At 59.1% G+C, this 16,860-nt stretch carries 17 protein-coding genes; 8 read left to right on the top strand and 9 right to left on the bottom strand.

The window, feature by feature from the left end:
* Positions 1-213 precede the first annotated feature (213 nt).
* Entirely contained in the window at positions 214-1,539 is a 1,326-nt protein-coding gene (rimO, locus tag ABLV52_RS21710; RefSeq protein WP_023288970.1) for a 30S ribosomal protein S12 methylthiotransferase RimO, read from the bottom strand.
* Between the two features lie 235 nt (positions 1,540-1,774).
* A complete protein-coding gene (locus ABLV52_RS21715; RefSeq protein WP_049014668.1) occupies positions 1,775-3,016 on the bottom strand; it encodes an oligosaccharide MFS transporter in 1,242 nt (413 codons plus the stop codon).
* A 371-nt stretch (positions 3,017-3,387) separates the two neighbouring features.
* Between ABLV52_RS21715 and bssR the strand changes: the two genes are divergently transcribed.
* Together bssR and ABLV52_RS21725 are read left to right on the top strand one after the other, a co-directional pair.
* On the top strand, positions 3,388-3,771 hold the full coding sequence (gene bssR / locus ABLV52_RS21720; RefSeq protein WP_065881878.1) for a biofilm formation regulator BssR: 384 nt from the start codon (positions 3,388-3,390) through the stop codon (positions 3,769-3,771).
* A gap of 115 nt (positions 3,772-3,886) precedes the next feature.
* Entirely contained in the window at positions 3,887-4,996 is a 1,110-nt protein-coding gene (locus ABLV52_RS21725; protein WP_348890923.1) for a PQQ-dependent sugar dehydrogenase, read from the top strand.
* A gap of 2 nt (positions 4,997-4,998) precedes the next feature.
* Here ABLV52_RS21725 and ABLV52_RS21730 read toward each other — a convergent pair whose 3' ends face one another.
* Positions 4,999-5,625, bottom strand: a complete 627-nt coding sequence (locus ABLV52_RS21730) for a glutathione S-transferase family protein (protein ID WP_348890924.1) — start codon at positions 5,623-5,625, stop codon at positions 4,999-5,001.
* Between the two features lie 255 nt (positions 5,626-5,880).
* Between ABLV52_RS21730 and dacC the strand changes: the two genes are divergently transcribed.
* Positions 5,881-7,083 (top strand): serine-type D-Ala-D-Ala carboxypeptidase, encoded by a 1,203-nt coding sequence (gene dacC / locus ABLV52_RS21735; protein ID WP_004201290.1) that lies wholly within the window; start codon positions 5,881-5,883, stop codon positions 7,081-7,083.
* Positions 7,084-7,136: 53 nt separating this feature from the next.
* Here dacC and deoR read toward each other — a convergent pair whose 3' ends face one another.
* Positions 7,137-7,895, bottom strand: coding sequence for a DNA-binding transcriptional repressor DeoR (deoR, locus tag ABLV52_RS21740; RefSeq protein WP_023288975.1), 759 nt, complete (start codon positions 7,893-7,895; stop codon positions 7,137-7,139).
* Positions 7,896-7,997: 102 nt separating this feature from the next.
* A complete protein-coding gene (ybjG, locus tag ABLV52_RS21745) occupies positions 7,998-8,591 on the bottom strand; it encodes an undecaprenyl-diphosphate phosphatase (RefSeq protein ID WP_023288976.1) in 594 nt (197 codons plus the stop codon).
* 326 nt (positions 8,592-8,917) lie between these two features.
* Here ybjG and kdeA point away from each other — a divergent pair, with 326 nt between their 5' ends.
* Positions 8,918-10,150: a multidrug efflux MFS transporter KdeA gene (kdeA, locus tag ABLV52_RS21750; protein ID WP_004201293.1), complete on the top strand. Its 1,233-nt coding sequence runs from the start codon at positions 8,918-8,920 to the stop codon at positions 10,148-10,150.
* A 38-nt stretch (positions 10,151-10,188) separates the two neighbouring features.
* Here kdeA and ABLV52_RS21755 read toward each other — a convergent pair whose 3' ends face one another.
* Both ABLV52_RS21755 and ABLV52_RS21760 read right to left on the bottom strand, forming a co-directional pair.
* Entirely contained in the window at positions 10,189-11,001 is an 813-nt protein-coding gene (locus ABLV52_RS21755) for a Cof-type HAD-IIB family hydrolase (protein WP_261901607.1), read from the bottom strand.
* Positions 11,001-12,203, bottom strand: coding sequence for an MFS transporter (locus tag ABLV52_RS21760; RefSeq protein ID WP_044521889.1), 1,203 nt, complete (start codon positions 12,201-12,203; stop codon positions 11,001-11,003). Before ABLV52_RS21760 ends, ABLV52_RS21755 begins: the two co-directional genes overlap by 1 nt.
* Positions 12,204-12,285: 82 nt before the next feature.
* On the opposite strand from ABLV52_RS21760, the gene ABLV52_RS21765 reads away from it, so the two are divergent.
* Entirely contained in the window at positions 12,286-12,849 is a 564-nt protein-coding gene (locus ABLV52_RS21765) for a TetR family transcriptional regulator (RefSeq protein ID WP_348890925.1), read from the top strand.
* 178 nt (positions 12,850-13,027) lie between these two features.
* Here ABLV52_RS21765 and ABLV52_RS21770 read toward each other — a convergent pair whose 3' ends face one another.
* Positions 13,028-14,713, bottom strand: coding sequence for an aspartate:alanine antiporter (locus ABLV52_RS21770; protein ID WP_004179131.1), 1,686 nt, complete (start codon positions 14,711-14,713; stop codon positions 13,028-13,030).
* Positions 14,714-14,980: 267 nt separating this feature from the next.
* Here ABLV52_RS21770 and ybjM point away from each other — a divergent pair, with 267 nt between their 5' ends.
* Positions 14,981-15,364 (top strand): inner membrane protein YbjM, encoded by a 384-nt coding sequence (gene ybjM, locus ABLV52_RS21775; protein WP_002896351.1) that lies wholly within the window; start codon positions 14,981-14,983, stop codon positions 15,362-15,364.
* Between the two features lie 6 nt (positions 15,365-15,370).
* On the opposite strand, the gene ABLV52_RS21780 is transcribed toward ybjM, so the two are convergent.
* Entirely contained in the window at positions 15,371-15,634 is a 264-nt protein-coding gene (locus ABLV52_RS21780) for a GrxA family glutaredoxin (protein ID WP_002896352.1), read from the bottom strand.
* A 202-nt stretch (positions 15,635-15,836) separates the two neighbouring features.
* Here ABLV52_RS21780 and ABLV52_RS21785 point away from each other — a divergent pair, with 202 nt between their 5' ends.
* Both ABLV52_RS21785 and nfsA read left to right on the top strand, forming a co-directional pair.
* On the top strand, positions 15,837-16,124 hold the full coding sequence (locus ABLV52_RS21785) for a YbjC family protein (protein ID WP_004201326.1): 288 nt from the start codon (positions 15,837-15,839) through the stop codon (positions 16,122-16,124).
* A complete protein-coding gene (nfsA, locus tag ABLV52_RS21790; protein WP_032455244.1) occupies positions 16,108-16,830 on the top strand; it encodes a nitroreductase NfsA in 723 nt (240 codons plus the stop codon). The genes ABLV52_RS21785 and nfsA overlap by 17 nt, the downstream gene beginning before the upstream one ends.
* Positions 16,831-16,860: the final 30 nt, after the last annotated feature.

The raw sequence follows: 16,860 nt of genomic DNA on the forward strand, positions 1-16,860 counted from the left end.
GCCCGGTGGCGCTGCGCTTGCCGGGCCTGCGAGGTATATGCCTGTGAGAGGACCCTCCAGGCCGGATAAGGCGTAGCCGCCACACGGCAAAATAACGGTGCAACAGGATTGCCTGGAAGGTAATCAATGCTGCGCTTGCCGGGCCTGGGGGGGAGCCTACGGGAGGACCCCCCATGCAGGGGAATGCGATAAGCCGCTATCCGGGAAGCTGGACTAGATCCGGGTTCCCCACAGATCGTATTCGTCGGCGTGCTCGACTTTCACCCGCACCACGTCGCCCGGCTTAACGCGGGTTTCGCCGTTCAGGTAGACCGCGCCGTCGATTTCCGGGGCGTCGGCCATGCTGCGGCCAATGGCGCCTTCTTCATCCACTTCATCCACCAGCACCAGGATTTCGCGGCCCACTTTTTCCTGCAGACGCTCGGCAGAGATCTGCTGCTGCAGCTGCATAAAGCGGTTCCAGCGCTCCTCTTTCACCTCTTCCGGCACCTGGTCCGCCAGCTCATTGGCGGTGGCGCCTTCAACCGGACTGTACTTGAAGCAGCCGACGCGGTCGAGACGCGCCTCTTTCAGGAAGTCGAGCAGCATCTGGAAATCTTCTTCCGTTTCGCCCGGGAAGCCCACGATAAAGGTGGAGCGCAGGGTCAGATCCGGGCAGATTTCACGCCACTGCTTGATGCGCGCCAGCTGACGGTCCGCGGATCCTGGACGCTTCATCAGCTTCAGGATACGCGGGCTGGCGTGCTGCAGCGGAATATCGAGGTACGGCAGAATTTTGCCTTCCGCCATCAGCGGGATCACATCGTCGACGTGCGGGTACGGGTAGACATAGTGCAGGCGCACCCAGATGCCGAGCTTCGCCAGCTCTTCGCACAGGCTGACCATGCTGGTCTTCACCGGCATACCGTTGTGGAAACCGGTGCGGTGCTTGACGTCGACGCCGTAGGCGGAGGTGTCCTGCGAAATCACCAGCAGCTCTTTCACGCCAGCGTCAGCGAGGCGTTTGGCTTCCGCCAGCACTTCGCCAATCGGACGGCTCACCAGATCGCCGCGCATGGACGGAATAATGCAGAAGGTGCAGCGATGGTTGCAGCCTTCGGAAATTTTTAAGTAGGCGTAGTGGCGCGGCGTCAGCTTAACGCCCTGTTCCGGCACCAGGCTCAGGAACGGGTTGTGCTTCGGCTTTGGCGTATAGTGGTGGACGTGCTCCAGCACCTGCTCATAGCTGTGCGGACCGGTGATCTCCAGCACCTTCGGGTGCACTTCGCGGATCTGATCCTCTTTTGCGCCGAGACAGCCGGTGACGATCACCTTACCGTTCTCTTTCAACGCTTCGCCGATCGCTTCCAGCGATTCCTGCACGGCGCTGTCGATAAAGCCGCAGGTGTTAACGATCACCATATCGGCGTTGTCGTAGGTAGGTACGACGTCATAACCTTCGGTGCGCAGTTCGGTCAGGATACGCTCTGAGTCCACGAGGTTTTTCGGGCAGCCCAGGGAGACGAAGCCGATTTTCGGCTGGTGCGTGACATTGCTCATAGCTTAAAAAGTGTTCAATTATTGGAATGGTCAGGGCAGGAATTCTACAGATCTTTGCGAAAAAGAGTATAGCTCCGTCACGGTTAATGGTGAAAAAGCGCACCCAACCCTGCCTTTCACGACCCTGCCGCTACAGCGGATCCCGCACGCCCCGGGGCAGAGGGGCGGGAAACGCTTCCGGCACGCCGTGCGCGCGGGCGGCGACTCATGCCCGGCGTTGCTGCCGGGCAGAGACTTATTGCGCCGGGGTGACGGCTCCGGAGGGGGCGACGTCGGGCTTTTTCGGCTCGCGCTTATCCTGCAGCGTGAAGACAGAGATCAGAGTAAAGAGCCCGGCGATGCCGCCGAGGATCAGATAGGTGTCGGCGAAGCCAATGGTATCGTACAGATAGCCTGCCAGCGGCGAGTAGATGGCGGTGGCGATCGAGGCGACAAACAGCACCAGTAAATAGACTGTTGAAGAGAGCTTGTGGTCGAAGTTGGCGGCGATGAATTTAAAAACCGACACCAGAATTAACGGTTTCTCCAGGGCATGCATCATTTTTACTGCGCCAATCCACACCGGGCCGAGAGGCACCGCCGAGCCAGCAATACGTACCGACATGATCAGCCCGGCAATGATCAGCGCCCATTTGGCGCCGGTCCGGTTAACAAACCACGGCATCAGGCATAAGAACAGCGTTTCGCCGCACACCTGAATGGAGGCGAGGATCCCATACCAGCGGTTGCCTTCCTCCGGCGTCGGGAACTGCAGCGAGAAGTACTGGGCAAATTGCTGATCGTAGGTGTCATAAATCTGCGTGACGAACAGGGTAAAGATCAGCAGCATCCAGAACTGGCTGTTCTTCGCCAGCTCAAGGGCATGGGAGACCTTCAGCGATTCGCTTCGCGCCACATCGGCGTCAGTTAATTCGATTTTGGTCAGCATAAAGCAGACGGCGGCGATGACGATGGCGAGGCTGGCGAGCCAGAAGGCCAGATTGGGATTGCTGTCGATATATTTACCGACGATCCAGGCCGCGGCCGCCCAGCCTAACGAGCCCCACATCCGCACCCGACCGTATTCGAACTGGTAGCGGCGGGAAATCTTATCGATATAAGAGTCGATCACCCCGCAGCCGGAGTTAAAGATGATCCCCAGATAGATGCCCCCCAGCAGCGCGCCAATCCAGAAGCTGTGCATCAGCAGCGGCGCGTAAACGTAGATAAAGAAGGGGCCTACCGGCAGGAGCAGCGCCACCAGCAGCCAGATAAGGCGTTTTTTCAGGCCGAACTTGTCGGAGATAAAGCCGAAGAAAGGCTGCATCAGCAGGGCGATAAAAGCGTTGACCGAATAGAGCAGGCCGGTTTTCGTGGCGCTGATGCCAAGATGCTGGGTGGTCCAGATGACAAAGAAAGCCATGGTCGACGACCAGGCGAACAGGTAGAGGAAATCGAAAAGACTCAACAGAAGGTAGTTTCTTTTACCGGGCGTCATGGTTCAGTTCCTTGCAAATGGGCAGAGAGATTATCAGCGAACCGCGGTCGCTGTTTTTATGAAATGTTATACGTATTACATTAATGATTTGTTATGGCATCCTGACTGGCGATCGTGCAATAGCGCCAGCAATATAATGTGATCATTGCAGCACTATTTTGGCCTTTTTATGGCGGCGAATGCGAATTGATTTCTTCATGAAATCAAATGTGATCGTATAACATTATCTTTGTTATATACCTGACAAAGCGGCAAGGTTGTTACATTGTAAAGGGTGTTAAAGGCTTGGGAATAATTGACCTGGCGCATCATTTTGTACAAAAAATAACCGTATTATGGATGAGGTAAAGGACGACAGAGGAGGAACCGTGATGAGCGTTGACAGACTATACCGCCACCTTTTGCAGAAGCTCATTAACGCCAATATCGATATTGACGCCTATCTGCAGCTGCGAAAGGCCAAAGGCTACATGTCAGTCAGCGAAAATGACCATCTGCGTGAAAACTTGTTTGAGCTTTGCCGTGAAATGCGTGCCCAGGCGCCGCGCCTGCAAAATGTCATTTCACCGGAGGAGAGGGATGCCCTTCGTTTGGCCGGCGAGTCCGTCGCCGCCGCTGCAGTATGCCTGATGAGCGGACATCATGATTGTCCGCTGTACATCGCTGTTAACGTAGAGAAGCTAGAACGCTGTCTGACAGGATTGACTTCAAATATTCATAAATTGAATAAATTGTCGCCAATCCCTCATGCCTGATCGGCTGAAACCCAGGGGAAGTGGACGCTTCCCCTGTTAAAGGTTATGTAAAAATCCCCGCGCAAATTTCCCCGCTGGCTACCCTTTAGCGCAGAGCTGACGAAAGGAGAATGCCATGCGTCCGATCCCGCTGCTGTTGCTATTGAGCGCCCTGTCGCTGCCGGCCCTGAGCCAGGCCGCGGTGCGGGTGGAAGTATTGCAGAACCGGCTGGCCCATCCGTGGAGCCTGGCGTTTCTCCCCGGCGACCAGGGCATGTTGATTACTCTGCGCGGCGGCGAGCTCAAGCGCTGGCAGCCAGGTAAAGGCCTGTCGGCGCCGATAGCCGGCTTGCCGCAGGTGTGGGCCAACGGCCAGGGAGGCTTACTGGACGTGGCGCTGGCCCCGGATTTCGCGCAGTCTCGGCGGGTGTGGCTAAGCTATGCGGAGAGCGACGCCAGCGGCAAAGCGGGCACCGCGGTGGGCTACGGGCAGTTGAGCCAGGATGCCACGCAGCTGACGAACTTCACCGTGGTGTTTCGCCAGCAGCCGAAACTTTCCGTCGGCAATCATTTTGGCGGCCGGCTGGTGTTCGACGGCAAAGGGCATCTGTTTATTGGCCTCGGGGAGAACAATCAGCGTCCCACCGCTCAGGATCTCGGCAAGCTACAGGGAAAAGTGGTCCGTCTGACGGAGACCGGGGGCGTTCCGCCGGATAACCCCTTTGTTGGCCGGACCGACGTGAGGCCGGAGATCTGGGCCTACGGCATCCGCAATCCGCAGGGTATGGCGATGAATCCGTGGAGCGGGGCGCTGTGGCTGAACGAGCATGGCCCGCGCGGCGGGGATGAAATTAATATCCCACAGGCGGGAAAAAACTATGGCTGGCCGCTGGCGACGCACGGCATTAACTACAGCGGCCTGCCCATTCCGGAGGCCAGGGGCAAGACGGTGCCGGGGACCGTCTTGCCCCTGTATGTCTGGCCGGTCTCGCCGGGAGTGAGCGGGATGGCCTTTTACGCGGCGCAGACCTTTCCCCAGTGGCAACATAAGCTGTTTATCGGCGCGCTGAAGGAGACGTCGCTGATTGTTCTGGCGGTGGACGGCAATCAGGTCCGCGAGGAGGAGCGCCTGCTGGAGGCGCGCGGGAAACGGATCCGCGACGTCCGCGTGGGACCCGACGGCTATCTGTATGTGTTAACCGACGAGTCTAACGGCGAGCTATTGCGGCTGAGTCCGGAGAGTTAATTTCAGGTGACCGGGATCTGCACCACTTCGCGCCAGGCCGGACGCTGGCTAATCTGCTGATACCAGCGCTGCAGATGGGGACGCGGTTGCCAGCTGTCGAGGATCGACAGCAGGTTGTAGACGAAGGGGGCGACGGCAATATCGCCAAGGCCGAACTGCCCGCCGGAGAGCCACGGCGTTTTCGCCAGCTCGTCATCCAGCATGGCGAACAGCGCTTCGCAGGCGCTGATCCCCGCGGCGATGGCCGCCGGGTCGCGTTGCTCCGGCGGCGTCCTCACCAGACCCATTAATACCGGGCGATGGGCGGGAGAGAGCGTGCCGTTGGACCAGTCCATCCACTTATCGCCTTGCGCGCGCTGCGCCGGCGCGGCCAGCCACAGACGGTCAGCGCCATACTGGGCGGCAAGGTAGCGAATAATCGTATTTGATTCCCACAACACCACCCCGGTGGCATCGTCCTTTAACAGCGGCACCAGCCCGTTGGGGTTCATCGCCAGATATTCCGGGTCACGATTGAGACCAAACTCCAGCCCGGCGAGGATCTGCTCATACGGCAGTTCCAGCTCCTCCAGCACCCAGCGCACTTTCTTCACGTTGGTCGAGTTATTACGTCCCCACAGTGTAATCATTTTCGCTCCTGAGTTTGTTTCACTGCCGTTGCAGCGCGATCGGCGATCATGTTGGGATAAAGTTAATATTTAGGCAATCACGATCAAAAAAATTGTTCTGATTAAAGCACAGCGGCATGTTATTGCGTAAACTTTAAAAACTTTACCAACTCGCTGTTTCTTTAAGGTCATTTGTACGCTTTACTCACCGGTTGCTGCGGCGCGGTCAGAGTGGCGCGGCATATTTTGTTTGGAAAGGATACTTGGGTGGCTCTTATGATGCATGACGCTTTTTCCCTTCGCGGCCTCGCGGCAGGTTGCGCGCTGTTATTTCTTGTCGCACCTGCGGTGCAGGCTGCAGAACAACTCCCCGACGCCCCTTCGATTGACGCTCGCGCCTGGATCCTGATGGACTACGCCAGCGGGAAGGTGCTGAGCGAAGGCAATGCCGATGAAAAACTCGACCCGGCCAGTCTGACGAAGATCATGACCAGCTACGTGGTGGGGCAGGCGATAAAAGCGGGAAAAATTAAACTGACCGATATGGTGACCGTCGGGCGCGATGCCTGGGCGACCGGCAACCCAGCGCTGCGCGGTTCATCGGTGATGTTCCTCAAGCCCGGCATGCAGGTTTCAGTAGAAGATCTGAACAAAGGGGTCATCATTCAGTCCGGTAACGACGCCAGCATTGCCATTGCGGACTACGTGGCGGGCAGCCAGGACGCTTTCGTCAGCCTGATGAACGGCTACGCCAAAAAAATGGGGCTGACCAACACCACCTTTATGACCGTCCACGGCCTCGATGCGCCGGGGCAGTTCAGTACCGCCCGCGATATGGCGTTACTGACCAAAGCGATGATCCACGACGTACCGGAAGAGTACGCGGTACATAAAGAGAAAGAGTTTACCTTTAATAAAATTCGCCAGCCAAACCGTAACCGCCTGCTGTGGAGCACCAACCTCAACGCCGATGGCGTGAAAACCGGGACCACCGCCGGGGCCGGCTATAACCTGGTATCTTCGGCCACTCAGGGCGATATGCGTCTGATTGCCGTGGTGCTGGGGACCAAAACCGACCGCATTCGCTTTAACGAGTCGGAAAAACTGCTGACCTGGGGCTTCCGCTTCTATGAAACCGTGACGCCGATTAAACCGGATGCCACCTTCGTCACCCAGCGCGTGTGGTTTGGCGATAGCAGCGAAGCGAAACTGGGGGCCGGCGAAGCGGGCTCTATCACCCTGCCGAAGGGCCAGCTGAAAAACCTGAAAGCCAGCTACACCTTAAACCAGCCGCAGCTTACCGCGCCGCTGGAGAAGGGGCAGGTGGTCGGGACTATCGACTTTAAGCTGAATGATAAAACCATCGAGCAGCGCCCGCTGATCGTCATGGAGCCGGTGAAAGAGGGCGGCTTCTTCAGCCGGATGATCGACTTCGTACTGATGAAACTGCACGGCTGGTTCGGCAGCTGGTTCTCCTGATGCCATGACCGCGCCCGGCGGGGCGCGGTCAGTTACGCTTCAATAGTGACGCTTCAATACAGCAGGGAGATCTGCTGTGCCTTCGCCAGCGCCACCAGCTCATCATCCGGGCAGATATCGCTGGCGATCACGTCAAACTTCGCTAACGCCCCCATGCGCGCCGGACGCACTTTGCCAAACTTGCTGTGGTCGACCACCAGCACGTGGTAGCGCGCGTGTCGCATCGCCCAGTGTTTGACCGGCAGTTCCTCCAGGTTATAGCAGGTCGCCCCCTGTTCGCAGTCAATGCCCGCCGCCGAGTAAAAGGCGATGTCAGGGCTCAGATGGCTGAGGGTATCCTCAAGGCTCAGCGGCATAAAAATCGCGTTGCTGGCATGAAATTCTCCACCACACAGGACCGCGCGGCACTGGGGCTTTTCCTGCAGGGCCAGAAAGGTGTTCAGGGAGTAGCAGACGCCGGTGAAGGGCAGGGCATCGTCAATGGCGTCGATGATCCACGGGGTGGTGGTCCCGCAGTCGAAGAAGGCCATCTGATGGGGCTCCAGCAGCGCGGCCGCATGGCGGGCGGCGCGGCGTTTCTCCTCGACCAGCCGGGTCTTTTGATCGCTGAGCAGGTAATGGGTGGCGCTGCGCGGCTCCAGCACAATGTATCCGCCGAGCAGCACGACCGGACCGCTGTGGCCGTTGAGGTCGCGACGAATGGTCATTTCCGACACCCCAAGCAGGGAGGCCGCTTCTTTCAGATGCAGCTTATCGCTGCGCTTGAGTGCCTGAATGAGCTGACTGATGCGTTCGTCACGGCGAGTTTCCATATTCCCTCTGCGCTAAAATCGCCCTGCGGAGGCAGGGCGTTAGCGGGATTTTACCTGTCGCTTGCGGGTTAGTCACGCGGTGGCCGCCGCGACGGTCGGCGTTTAGCCGCGCACCCAGCCTTTGCGGATCGGCAGGGAGAAGCAGAGGCGATAGAGGCGCTGCAGCTGACGGTACAGCGCCGGGCCGACAGTATGCCAGATTAGCGCCGCGCCAAGGCAGCCGCACATCCCGGCCAGCAGGCCGCCAACCATGTCCAGCGGCCAGTGGACGCCGAGATAGACGCGGGACCAGGCGATGGCGGCGGCAAGGGCCATCAGCAGGGCGCCGGACCACAGGCGATGCCAGAACAGGAAGGCCAGGGCAAAGGTAAAGCTGACGGTGCCATGGTCGCTGGGGAAGGAGTCGTCCGCCGCATGGTGCAGGAAGTTATAGCCCACGCCGGCGACAAACGGCCGATCGTGCGGATAGAGGTGGCCGATCGCCCATGAGACGGTCAGGCTGATCGTCAGCGCCAGCATCAGCTTAAACACCATCTGCCGCTGGGCAGGCCCCCACAGCCACAAGGTCACCACCAGCAAGGGCACGATCAGAATCAGATCTTTAGCGATGAAAATCGCCACCTCAATGGCCCACTGCGGCGAGGCCGGGGTTGCGTTGAGCAGGGCGAACAGCGCGTAGTTAATATTTTCCAGCATAGACTTCCAGGCTCGTTGGTCCGATAGCAAATAAGCCGCCTACCCTAAATAAAAGCGGTGCGGAGATAAAGCAGCATTGTCTTAAAGATCAGGTTGTTATGAAATGTCGCCTCCTGAGGCGCGGCGCTAACCCCCTGAAAAGCGTCAGTATAGCCTTTGTCACATTGCTGAAACATAAACGGAATATATACGCCGAGTGAATTGCAAAGGAGAAGCCTGACGGTGGCGCGCAACTCGCAATATTGTGCGGTGTCACCCACAATTCACTATCTCCGCGCCGGGAGTTTCATTACACTTTGCGCGATTTTTGATAGATAAGAGATTTCATGCAAAATTATTCGCTTTCAGGCCGCCGCCTCGGAAGGCAGGCGCTGCTGTTCCCGCTATGTCTGGTGCTGTACGAGTTTTCCACCTATATCGGCAACGATATGATCCAGCCGGGTATGCTGGCCGTGGTTCAGGAATTCCAGGTGGGCAACGAGTGGGTTCCCACCTCGATGACCGCCTATCTGGCCGGCGGCATGTTTTTACAGTGGCTGCTGGGGCCGCTGTCGGACCGTATTGGCCGCCGTCCGGTGATGTTGACCGGGGTGGTGTGGTTTATCGTCACCTGCCTGGCGACGCTGCTGGCGCAGACCATTGAGCAGTTCACCCTGCTGCGCTTCCTGCAGGGGATCAGCCTGTGCTTTATCGGCGCGGTCGGCTACGCGGCGATCCAGGAGTCCTTTGAGGAGGCGGTGTGTATTAAAATCACTGCCCTGATGGCCAACGTGGCGCTGATTGCTCCGCTGCTGGGGCCGCTGGTGGGCGCCGCCTGGGTGCATATCCTGCCGTGGGAGATGATGTTCGTGCTGTTCGCCGTGCTGGCTGCCATCTCGTTTGTCGGCCTGCAGCGAGCGATGCCGGAGACCGCGACGCGGCTGGGTGAAAAGCTGTCGGTCAAAGAGCTGGGCCGCGATTATCGCCTGGTGCTGAAAAACCTGCGCTTCGTCGCCGGCGCGCTGGCCACCGGCTTTGTCAGCCTACCGCTGCTGGCGTGGATTGCCCAGTCGCCGGTCATTATTATCAGCGGCGAACAAGCCACCAGCTATGAGTATGGCATGCTGCAGGTGCCGATTTTCGGCGCGCTGATTGCCGGCAACCTGGTGCTGGCGCGCCTGACTTCGCGCCGTACCGTGCGCTCGCTGATTATCATGGGCGGCTGGCCGATCGTGTTTGGCCTGCTCCTCTCCGCGGCGGCGACGGTAGTCTCTTCCCACGCCTATCTGTGGATGACCGCCGGCCTGAGCTTCTACGCCTTCGGGATTGGCCTGGCGAACGCCGGCCTGGTGCGCTTAACCCTGTTCGCCAGCGAGATGAGCAAAGGCACGGTTTCGGCGGCGATGGGAATGCTGCAGATGCTGATCTTCACCGTCGGCATCGAGCTCAGCAAACATGCTTACGAGCTGGGCGGCAATGGGCTGTTCAGCCTGTTTAACCTGCTGGGCGGGGTGCTGTGGCTGGGGCTGATGATCTACTTCCTGAAAGATAAAAGCGTCGGCAATTCGCAGCAGGGGTAACCGGTTTTCAACCCGGATGCGCTTGCATCCGGGTCTTATCAGGCGAACGGCGCTTCGCGATCCAACACCTTATCGATAATCTGCAGAACCCCTTCTTCGTTGTTGTGCGGCGCATAATAGCGGGCGACGGCTTTGACGTCTTCCCGGGCGTTGGCCATGGCGAAGCCAAACCCGGCGTGCTGCAGCATTTCGATATCGTTGCCGCTGTCGCCGAACGCCACCACCTCATGATCCTCGATGCCCCAGCGCTGCTGCAAAATACGCAGGCCGTTGGCTTTGTGCACCCCCGGGATAATTAAGTCGATGCTGCCGTAGCCGGTGGCCACTGCGGTCACCATGTCCCCCAGCGCCGCGTGCAGCCTCGGCTGAATTTCCGGGATCAGGCGGTCCGGCACGTTGAGACCAAATTTGAGGATGGTGTCATCGAGATGGTTAAAATCATCCACCAGTTCAAGGCGGTGATAATACTTCGCCGCCACCGTCTTCAGCGCGTCGTTGTAGCGGTTGAGGGTGTAGGCGCTGCGCTTCCCGCAGGCGATGATTTCGATATTCGGCAGCGTCTGCAGATGATCGACCACGGCGTTGAAATGGTGAACCGGCAGCTGGCAGTTGAAGACATCTTCATTGCCGCTCACTACCCAGCCGCCGTTTTCCGCCACGAAGGCGATCTGGTGGGCGATCTCCGGAAAGAAGGAGATCAGCTGGTAGTACTGGTTGCCGCTGGCGACCACGAAGCGAATGTTCTGCTCGCGCATTCGTTGATACTGGGCGAGGAAGCGCGGCCGGTTGTAGGTTTTGGCATCGCTTAAAAAGGTGCCGTCCATATCCACCGCAATCAGTTTGATGCTCATTAGCTGTTCTCCATAACGGGTTCAGACTGTGGCTTAGCCACCGCGCGGGCGACCAGCGCCGCCACCATCACCAGGCCCAGCACCACCAGCATCGCGCTGCGCAGGCCGAAGTGCTCGCCGAGGAAGCCCAACAGCGGCGGCCCGACGAGGAAAGCAAGATACCCGGTAATCGCCACCACGCTGACGCGCTTAGGGGCATCCGGACCGGTATCGCTGGCGGCGGAAATAGTCAGCGGGAAGCCGAGCGAGGCGCCGATGCCCCACAGCAGCACCGAGATGCCCGCCACCCAGGGGTTATCGACGAAGATAATCAGGCCGATACCCAGAGCGCCCATCACCGCGCTGCCGCGAACCACCGTCACCCGGCTGTAGCGATCGATAAACCAGCCGCCGGTAAAGCGGCCCAGCGTCATGCCGAGGGTGAAGCCGGCATAGATCAGCGAGCCGGAGGTGGGGCTAAAGCCGTGGCCGTCCACCATCAGCAGCGGCAGCCAGTCATTGGCCGAGCCTTCGGCAAAGGCCATCGCCAGGACGATGACACCGATAAGCAGCAGCTGCGCGTCGCGCCATACCGGCAGACCTTTCGCCTCGCCGTGGGCGGCTTCGGCGGCATTTTTACCGGTACCCTCCGGAATGGCGCGGATGGCAATGGCGATGGGCAGAATGGCCACCAGCGCGGCCGCCAGAATATGCGGAGCGGCGGGCAGGCCGAACCCGGTCACCGCCATGCCCACCCCGGCGCCGAACAGGGTGCCAAAGCTGTAGAAGCCGTGCATCATCGGCAGCACCGTTTTATTCATCTCCCGCTCAACCGCCGCGCCCTCGACGTTAATGGCGACCTCTGCCGAGCCAAAGCTGGCGCCAAAGATGGCCAGACCGAAGGCGAACAGCGGGGCGGAGGTGACCCACAGCGCCAGGCTGAGCACCAGCATGCCGAGTACGGCGAAGGACATGGTGGTGCGGATGACCTTGCGGGTGCCAAAGCGCTTCACCAGCCACGCCGAGCAGAGAATACCGCTCATCGATCCCACCGACAGGCCAAACAGCACGACGCCCATCTCTGCGGTAGAAAGCGCCAGCAGATCGCGGATCGCCGGCGTGCGGGTGGCCCAGGAGGCCATTAATAAGCCGGGGATGAAAAAGAACATAAACAGCGCCCACAGTCGAAGCTGGAGCGCTCTGCGCGAAGATTGCGTCGTCATCCGTAAACGCCTTAAAGGAGAAGAGTGAAGACAACAGTAGCAAGCATGTGTACATTTGTACATAAACCGGAAGAGGAAAATCATGGCCCGTAGACCGAACGATCCGCAGCGCCGCGAGCGCATCCTGCAGGCGACGCTGGACACCATCGCGGCGCACGGCGTCCATGCGGTGACGCACCGTAAAATCGCCACCTGCGCGAATGTGCCGCTGGGTTCGCTGACCTACTATTTCAGCGGCATCGAGGCGCTGATCGCGGAGGCGTTCAATCTGTTTACCGCCGAGATGTCGGCGCAGTATCAGCAAAGCTTCGCAGGGGTAACGAACCGGCAACAAGCCTGCGATGCCATCGCGGAGCTGATCTTCAGCGCCCAGGTGACCACGGCGCGCAATATGGAGCTGATGTACCAGCTGTACGCATTCTGCAGCAGCCAGCCAGCGCTGAAGGCGGTGATGCAGAACTGGATGCGGCGCAGCCAGCAGACGCTGGAGCAGTGGTTTGCCCCGGACACCGCCCGCGGCCTTGACGCCTTTATTGAAGGGATGACCCTGCACTTTGTCACCGACCGCGCGCCGCTGTCGAAGGCGGCGATCCGCATGATGGTCGGGCAGCTGGCAGGGGAGAGGGTGCAGGAAGAGGGGCGCTGAGGCGGCGTTTCAGCCGGAATGGCTAAACGCAGGCAACAAAAAACCCATCAACCTTGAACCGAAGTGGCGGGGTTGATGGGCTCCACAAAATGGGGACATCAAAGAAAAGCAGTGGCATTACTTATGACTGATGCCCTGAGAAAAAGTTCTGCCTGTGGCGCCTTTTTTCGCAAAAAATTTATTGTAGCCCTGGCCAGATGATCACGATGAGCGTCCCGGCGAGGGTGAGCAGCACGTTGGCGATGGCGTAGGTGCCCGCGTAGCCGAGCGCCGGGATGTTGCTGCGCGCGGTATCGCTGATGATCTCCATCGCCGGGGCGCAGGTGCGGGCCCCCATCATGGCGCCGAACAGCATCGCCCGGTTCATGCGCAGCACGTAGGCGCCGAACAGGAAGCAGATCACCACCGGCACCAGGCTGACGATAAGCCCGGCCGCCAGCATCTGGCCGCCGACGGCGCCCAGCCCGTTATTGATCCCGGCCCCGGCGCTGAGTCCGACCCCGGCCATAAACACCATCAGGCCAAACTCTTTCACCATGTTCAGCGCCCCCTGCGGGATATAGCCGAAGGTTGGGTGGTTGGCGCGCAGGAAGCCAAGCATGATGCCGGCGAACAGCAGGCCGGCGGCGTTGCCGATGCCGAAGCTGAAGGAGCTGAACTGGAAGGTGATCATGCCGATCATCAGGCCGACGATAAAGAAGGCGCAGAAGGCGAGGAGGTCGGTCACCTGGCTGTGAATGGAGATAAAGCCGATGCGGTCGGCTACGGTCTTCACGCGGCGGGCGTCGCCGCTGACCTGCAGCACGTCGCCTTTGTTCAGCACCACGTTGTCGTCGATAGGCATCTCGATCTGGCTGCGAATGACCCGGTTCAGGAAGCAGCCGTGATCGGTAAGCTTGAGCTGCGCCAGGCGGCGGCCGACGGCGTTGTGGTTTTTGACCACAATCTCTTCGGTGACGATGCGCATGTCGAGCAGGTCGCGGTCGAACACCTCTTTACCGTTGCGGAAGCTCGGGTCGAGGCGGGCGTGCGCGTCCGGGTAGCCCACCAGCGCAATATCGTCGCCCATCTGCAGCACCGCGTCGCCGTCCGGGTTGGCCAGAATGCCGTTGCGGCGGATGCGTTCGATATAGCAGCCGGTCTGGCGATAAATGCCCAGCTCGCGCAGATTTTTGCCATCCGCCCATGCCACCAGCTCCGGGCCGACGCGATAGGCGCGGATCACCGGCAGGTAGACTTTACGTTTGGAATCGGTATCGAGGCCGCGCTCGCGGGCGATTTGCTGGGCGCTGGTCTGCAGATCCTGATGCTGCAGCTTGGGCATATAGCGGGCGCCGACGATCAGGCTCACCAGACCAACCAGGTAGGTCAGGGCATAGCCGAGGCTCAGGTGGTCAAGCGACTGCGCCAGCTGATCGCTGGGCAGGCCGAAATGGCGCAGGGTGTCCCCCGCGCCCACCAGCACCGGGGTGGAGGTCATCGCCCCCGCCAGCATACCGGCGGTGAGCCCGATATCCCAGCCGAACACTTTACCCAGCACCATGGCGATCAGCATCGCGCTGCCGACCATTACCAGGGCCAGCATCAGATAGTTTTTCCCGTCGCGGAAAAAAATCGAAAAAAAGTTAGGACCGGCTTCCACGCCGACGCAAAAAATAAACAACATAAAGCCGAGATTAAGGGCATCGGTGTTAATCGCGAAATGCTGCTGACCTAATAATAGAGAAACGACTAAAACGCCAATGGAATTACCAAGTTGTACTGAGCCGAGACGCAGTTTTCCCAGGCATAGTCCTAATGCAAGTACAACGAATAATAACAGGATGTAATTCCCGTTTAACAAATCTGCGACGTTTATATTCACGAAAGCCAACTTCTCGTTTACTAGTAAGTTGTTGAAGGAAATGGTTATTTGGTCTAAGGTTGCTCAGGCGTTCGCGTTGTCGCGAACCTATTCTGGCACCCTGTTATAACCAGCAAAAATATACCCGCTAGTTTAATCCTTCCTGGATGCGGCGGCTAGTGACAATCGTTTTTAGGCTGGTAGGGGAGTTATTGGCATGGATTGCCGAAATGCTTTATCTGACTGGGCGACGTGGACGTGAGTTAGAGGCAACATCAGGAGGATACGGTGAAATCTGAGCGTAGTTGGGCCGGCATTATCTGTGGCTTCGTTCTGTTCATTGTGGTGTGCTTATCGTTGTTGTTACATATGAAAGGGGCCTTTCGCGCCAGCGGCAACCCGGAGCTGGGCCTGCTCTTCTTTTTGCTGCCAGGGGCGGCGGCGAGCTGTCTCTCTCCCGGACGGCGGGTGCTGCGTCCTTTGCTCGGCGCGATACTGGCGGCGCCGGTCTGTATGGTGACGATGCGGCTGTTTTTCGTCACGCACCGGACGTTCTGGCAGGAGATGGCGTGGGTACTGAGCGCGGTGTTCTGGTGTGCGCTCGGGGCGTTGTGCTTTTTGTTTATCTGCGCCTGGCTTGATACCTGGCGCAGTCATTCATCGAGTAAATAAATTTACTCAGGCAAACAGGCCAAGGTTCTCTTTCGCCCAGGCTTCGAAATCGGTGCAACCGCCGATGTGTTTCTGGTCGACGAAAATCTGCGGTACGGTTTCAACCGGTTTGCCGACGGTTTTTTCCAGATCAGCTTTGCTGATGCCTTCGGCGTGAATATCCACGTAACGGTAGTTAAAGTCATCACGCTCGTTGGTCAGTTTTTCTGCCAGCTCTTTGGCGCGAACGCAGTAAGGGCAGCCTGGACGACCAAAAATAACGGTAAACATTGCTTCTCTCCTTAAACCTCAGCCGGATGGCGAATGGCGCTTATGATGCCTGCATTGGCCGGTGAGGGAAAGAAGGTTCTGCCTTTTGCTTCGATGGTTTACGGCTATGTTTGATAAATGTCGTACTATCAAAACCCGTATACTGACCCGGCGGCGCGGTAGCATTGGCTGGCGCGCCGCGTTTATCAACCAGAGAGGCGTGATGCGAAAATTTGCCCCGTTGCCAAAAAGCATACTGCTGGTTGAGATCCTCGGGATGGGGCTGTTAACCCTCGCCTGGCTCTCGCTTAACCAGTATGTCCAGCTGCCTGCGCCCATTGCCAGCCCGACCGCGGCGCTGGTGATGCTCTTTGCCGGGATCGTGCTGATGATCCCCGCCGCCATCGTCGTGATGTGGCGGATGGCGCAGATCGTGGCCCCGCAGTTAACCCACTCTCCTGAGCCTGAATCCTTGTCTGACAGAGAAAAACGAAATGACGCCGACCATTGAGCTGCTGCGCAGCCACCGTTCTATCCGCCACTTCACCGATGCGCCCGTGAGCGACGAACAGCGCGCGGCGATTATCGCCAGCGCGCAAGCGGCATCTACCTCGAGTTTTTTACAGTGCACCTCCATCATCCGTATTACCGACCCGGCCCTGCGTGAACGTCTGGTCCCGCTGACCGGCGGCCAGCAGCACGTCGCCCAGGCGGCGGAGTTTTGGGTCTTCTGCGCCGACTTTAACCGCCACCTGCAGATCTGCCCGCAGGCGGAGCTGGGGCTGGCGGAACAGCTGCTGATCGGCGTTGTCGATACGGCGCTGCTGGCGCAAAACGCGCTGACCGCCGCCGAGTCCCTCGGGCTGGGTGGCGTCTATATCGGCGGGTTGCGCAACAGCATCGAGGCGGTGACCGAGCTGCTGGAGCTGCCGCAGCACGTCCTGCCGCTGTTCGGTCTTTGCCTTGGCTGGCCGGCGGATAACCCGGACATCAAGCCGCGGATGCCGGCCGCCATGCTGGTGCATGAGAACCGCTATCAGCCGCTGGATAACGCGCTGCTGGCGGAGTATGACGAACAGCTGGCGCACTATTATCTGTCGCGCGGCAGCAACGCCCGCCGCGATACCTGGAGCGATCATATCCGTCGCACTATCGTGAAAGAGAGTCGTCCGTTTATTCTCGACTATCTGCATAAGCAGGGGTGGGCAACGCGCTGATTACGTGTACACTGCTGCTCCGGCCAGGCG

Origin of the sequence: Klebsiella sp. GB_Kp056 (assembly GCF_040064755.1) — a bacterium.
GTDB lineage: Bacteria > Pseudomonadota > Gammaproteobacteria > Enterobacterales > Enterobacteriaceae > Klebsiella > Klebsiella quasipneumoniae.